General features: G+C 71.8%; 3 protein-coding genes and 1 pseudogene. 2 read left to right on the plus strand and 2 right to left on the minus strand.

Going from position 1 to position 4,202, the window contains the following annotated elements:
- Positions 1-1,072: pseudogene (locus HUV06_RS14835) on the minus strand (S9 family peptidase); the annotation flags it as partial.
- 94 nt (positions 1,073-1,166) lie between these two features.
- On the opposite strand from HUV06_RS14835, the gene dapF reads away from it, so the two are divergent.
- On the plus strand, positions 1,167-2,030 hold the full coding sequence (gene dapF, locus HUV06_RS14840; protein ID WP_174302023.1) for a diaminopimelate epimerase: 864 nt from the start codon (positions 1,167-1,169) through the stop codon (positions 2,028-2,030).
- Here the strand turns inward: dapF and HUV06_RS14845 are convergent.
- Positions 2,027-2,704 (minus strand): COQ9 family protein, encoded by a 678-nt coding sequence (locus HUV06_RS14845; protein ID WP_174302024.1) that lies wholly within the window; start codon positions 2,702-2,704, stop codon positions 2,027-2,029. The genes dapF and HUV06_RS14845 overlap by 4 nt on opposite strands.
- Positions 2,705-2,842: 138 nt before the next feature.
- Between HUV06_RS14845 and HUV06_RS14850 the strand changes: the two genes are divergently transcribed.
- A complete protein-coding gene (locus HUV06_RS14850) occupies positions 2,843-3,937 on the plus strand; it encodes an AI-2E family transporter (protein ID WP_174302025.1) in 1,095 nt (364 codons plus the stop codon).
- Positions 3,938-4,202: the final 265 nt, after the last annotated feature.

A 4,202-nucleotide genomic window follows, 5' to 3' on the forward strand; every position in this document is an offset into this window, starting at 1 on the left:
CCACCCCGCCCAGCGCCTCCCGCGGCCCGGGCGACCAGACGAGCGTCGGCGAGAGGTGCTCGGGATCGGCGCTGGCCGTAGCGAGGTCGAGCGAGACCACCGAGCCGGTGGGGAAGGTCGTTCCCCCCGGCGTGGGCGTCCAGGCCTGGCGCAGGCTGACGATCAGCCGGCCGGCGACAAGGTCCTCGACGCTGGACTTGGGCGGCAGGGCAAGACGGGCGCCGCCGCCGCGGTCGGTGACCAGGTAGTGCTCGAATTCGAAGAAGGTGATCCCGCGGGTGATGACGATGGCGCGGTGGCCGTCGCCGTCCACGAAGGTGTGCGGGCTTGTGCCGACCTGGTCGGTGGGCTCGCCGCGGATGACCGTGGAGGCCTGGCGCAGCGCCTCGCCGCGGTGCAGCACCTTGACCACGAAGGGGTAGCCCGATGCGGTCATCGTGCCAGGCCCCCAATCGCGGGCGAGGATGATCGTGTCGCGGTCGATCCAGTCCACGTCCTGCTTGCTGTGGGAAAGGTCGAAGCCCCCGTCCACGAAGCGGCCGGTGGAGAGGTCGAACTCGCGCACGGTCACCGCGTCCTCGCCGCCGTCGGACAGCGAGACCAGGCAGCGGGTCTCAGCGGGGCGCTGGCAGGTGGCGCCCTTCCAGACCCAGTTAGCCCCTTGCGCCTTGGACAGGGCGTCGAGGTCCAGCACGGTGCGCCAGTCGGGCGCGGGGGCGGCGTAGTCGGCGACGCTGGTGGCCCGCCAGACGCCGCGGACGTGATCGGCGTCCTGCCAGAAGTTGAACACCTCGCCGCCGATGAAGTCCGGGCGGGGGATGCGGTCCTTGGCCTCCGCCAGCTCCAGGGCCTGGGCGTGCAGGGGGGCGTAGCGGGGATCGCCCTCCAGCACCTTCAGCGAGCGGGCGTTCTGGGCGTCGACCCAGTCGAGCGAGCGCTTGGCGCTGACGTCCTCCAGCCAGAGGTAGGGGTCGGCGGCCTGGGCCGTGGGGCTCGTCGCGGCGGGGGGCGTCTGGGCGGAGGCGGGCAGGGCGAGGGCCGTGAGCACGAGGGCGAGGAGGAGCGGGCGCATGGGCCCCCAGCATAGGTAGGAGGACCGCGACAGCAAGCGGTTCTCCGTCGAGGAGGAAGGAGGATTCCGGCGCGGTTCATCCTATAGTCCGGCCATGTCTCGACCCTTCGTGAAGATGAACGGGCTCGGCAACGACTTCGTCGTGGTCGAGGCCCGGTCGAGCCCCTTCGAGCCTACGCCTGAGGAGGTGCGCACCATCGCCGGTCGGGGCGAGGGCGGGATCGGCTGCGACCAACTGATCGCGCTGACCGCGACCTCCGAGGGCGACGCCTTCATGCGCATCTGGAACGCCGACGGGGGCGAGGTGTCGGCGTGCGGCAACGCCGCGCGCTGCGTCGGCTGGCTGCTGATGCAGGCCTCGGGCGGCGACCAGGCGACCATCGCCACCCGCGCGGGGCGGCTGCGCGCCTGGGCTGCGGGGCCGAGGGCGGTGACGGTGGACATGGGCGCGCCCGGGCTCGGCTGGCGCGACATTCCTCTCGAGGAGGACATGGACACCCGCGGTATCGAGCTGCAGGTCGGCCCCGTCGACGCACCGCACCTGCACACGCCGGGCTGCGTCAGCATGGGCAACCCGCACGTGGTCTTCTTCGTCGCCGACGCCGCCAAGGCGCCGGTGCGCGAGGTCGGGCCGATGATCGAGCACCACTTCCTGTTCCCCGAAGGCGTGAACGTCGGCTTCGCGGAGGTTCAGGCGCCCGACCGCATCCGCTACCGGGTCTGGGAACGGGGCGTCGGGGAGACCAAGGCTTGCGGCACCGGGGCCTGCGCCGCGATGGTGGCGGCGCACCGGCGGGGGCTGGCGGACCGGAAGGCCACCGTGGTGCTGGACGGCGGAGAGCTGCGCATCGACTGGCGCGAGGACGAGGGCGGCGCACCTGGGCACGTGCTGATGAGCGGGCCGGTGGCCGTGGAGTTCACGGGCATGCTCCCTCCGCCCGGGGGGCGAGGGGTTTAGGTGCGGTACCTCAACCTTCCGAGGTTCGCGGCCAGCACGGTGAGGCCTTCCTGCAGCGGCGGCAGCTTCGCCTTCAACTTTTCGAACTGCATCACGTTCTCGATGCGGGCGTCCAGGTGGCGGGCCCCCGCCTCCTCGCCGCGGGCCAGGCGCACCGCCATGGTGGAGGCCAGGATGGCGCAGAGCAGGGCGCGCTTGCTGTAGTGGTTCTCGTCGGTAGAGGTGTCGCCGGCCCAGCGCCAGAGCGCGTCCGCGGTCGCCCAGCCCAGCTGCAGGGTGAGCGACGCCTGCTGCGGCCGGCCTAGATAGAGGCTGGCCGCGCGGACCGCGGCCTCGTCGGCCATGGCGGCGTCGAGGCGGGCGAGCACGGCGGTGCGGATGCGCGCGCGCACCTTCAGGGCTGACGGATCCATCCGTCCGAGCGCCGCGAGCGCCTGGGTGTCGTGGCGCCGCCAGAGCAGGGCGGCGAGGTCGCGCGCGCCTTGGGGCATGAGCAGGCCCGCGTCGGCGGTCGACAGACCCGCCGTGGCCGCAGACCGTGCGAACAGCGTTGCGTCCCACCGCACGCCGGGTCCGATCAGCCCCGTGGCCGCGTCCAGCACGCGCGCCTCGGCCGCGTCGGCCCAGTCCGGGCCCTGATCGGCGGCGTCGGTCGGCGGAGGCGCGTCGGTCATACGCCTACATAACGCGGGCGTGGCGGCGCCGCCACGGACCAGCGCCGCGTCTCGCGCGTTCAGCTAAGGTACAGCTGGCAGGCGCGACGCACAGGCGGCGCGGCCGCGCAGCGGCCCTCGCGCTGTGGGAGACCGGTGATGCCAGGCACGAACTCGGGGGTGGCGCGCAACGCCCTGGTCGTCATCGCCGCGATCCTGGGGGCCTACGCCCTGTTCTGGATGCGCCAGATCCTCACGCCGCTGGCGCTGGCGGTGTTCCTGCTGGCCATGGTCGACGGGCTGGCGAGGCTGCTCGCCCAGAAGGCGCCCTTCGTCCCCGACGCCCTGGCCCTGCCCATCGCCCTGTTCGGGTCGATCGTCGTCGCTGGCCTTGTGGTCTATGCGGTGGCCGCCAACGCCGCCGGCTTCGCCCAGGAACTGCTCAACGAGACCGCGCGCCTTAACCAGATTATCGCCCGCGTCGCCGCGATCTTCGGGGTCAAGGTGCCGCCCACCGTGGCCCAGCTGGTCAACCAGCTGAACCCGGTGCGCTACATGGGCGACGTGGCGCGCGCCATGCAGAGCTTCGCCTCGGGGGCGATCTACGTGCTGGTCTATCTCGGCTTCCTGATCGCCTCCCGCCAGGGCTTCCAGAAGAAGGCCAACGCCCTCTTCCCGTCGCGCAGCGACCGGGACGGCGCGGCCGACGTCTTCTATCGCATCCGCGACTCCATCCAGCGCTACCTGTGGATCCAGACGGTCACGGGCCTGCTCATCGCCGGGTTGTCGGCGGGGGTCATGTATGCGGTGGGCCTTTCCAACGCCCTTTTCTGGGCCTTCCTGATCCTGGTGCTGAGCTTCGTGCCGGTGATCGGGGGCGCGATCGGCAGCACCCTGCCGCCGCTGTTCGCGCTCGTGCAGTTCCCTGACGCCACCCGCGCCATCATCCTGTTCCTGGGCCTGCAGGCCATAGGCTTCGTGGTCGGCAACGTGATCCAGCCGCGCATGCAGCGCGACAGCCTGAACATCGACCCGGTCATGGTGCTGCTGAGCCTGGCGCTCTGGGGCGCGCTCTGGGGCCTGCCGGGGATGTTCCTGTCCACGCCGCTGACGGTGACGGTGATCACCATTCTCGCCCAGTTCAACGGCTCCCGCTGGATCGCCATCCTCTTATCCGGCGATGGCGCGCCGGAGGGCGGGCCAGCGCCCAAGCCCGCCGCGCGTCCCGCCTTGGCGCCGCCGGCGCCCGCGTAAGGCTGACGCGTCCTCCCCTGCGAAGCGGGGGGAGGGGCGACCACGCGCAGCATGGTGGAGGGGCGTCACCACCGGCGTGCCTGGAACCGGACGGGCGACGCCCCCTCCGTCACGGCGCGTAGTCATGCCGCGCCACCTCCCCCCGCTGCGCAGGGGAGGAGAACAACCCTCATGGCCAAGCTGGCTCACGGACATGTGAGAGCGATTTTGTCGCAGTCGCCCCTGTCGTTTCAGGATCGACAGTCCTATCTCCCCGTCACGCCGG

Origin of the sequence: Caulobacter sp. S45 (assembly GCF_903642205.1) — a bacterium.
Taxonomy (GTDB): Bacteria; Pseudomonadota; Alphaproteobacteria; order Caulobacterales; family Caulobacteraceae; genus CAHJWH01.

Excerpts from the sequence above, each read along its gene's own strand:
- dapF (WP_174302023.1), top strand. The coding sequence starts at position 1,167 with ATGTCTCGACCCTTCGTGAAGATGAACGGGCTCGGCAACGACTTCGTC.
- HUV06_RS14845 (WP_174302024.1), bottom strand. The coding sequence starts at position 2,704 with ATGACCGACGCGCCTCCGCCGACCGACGCCGCCGATCAGGGCCCGGAC.
- HUV06_RS14850 (WP_174302025.1), top strand. The coding sequence starts at position 2,843 with ATGCCAGGCACGAACTCGGGGGTGGCGCGCAACGCCCTGGTCGTCATC.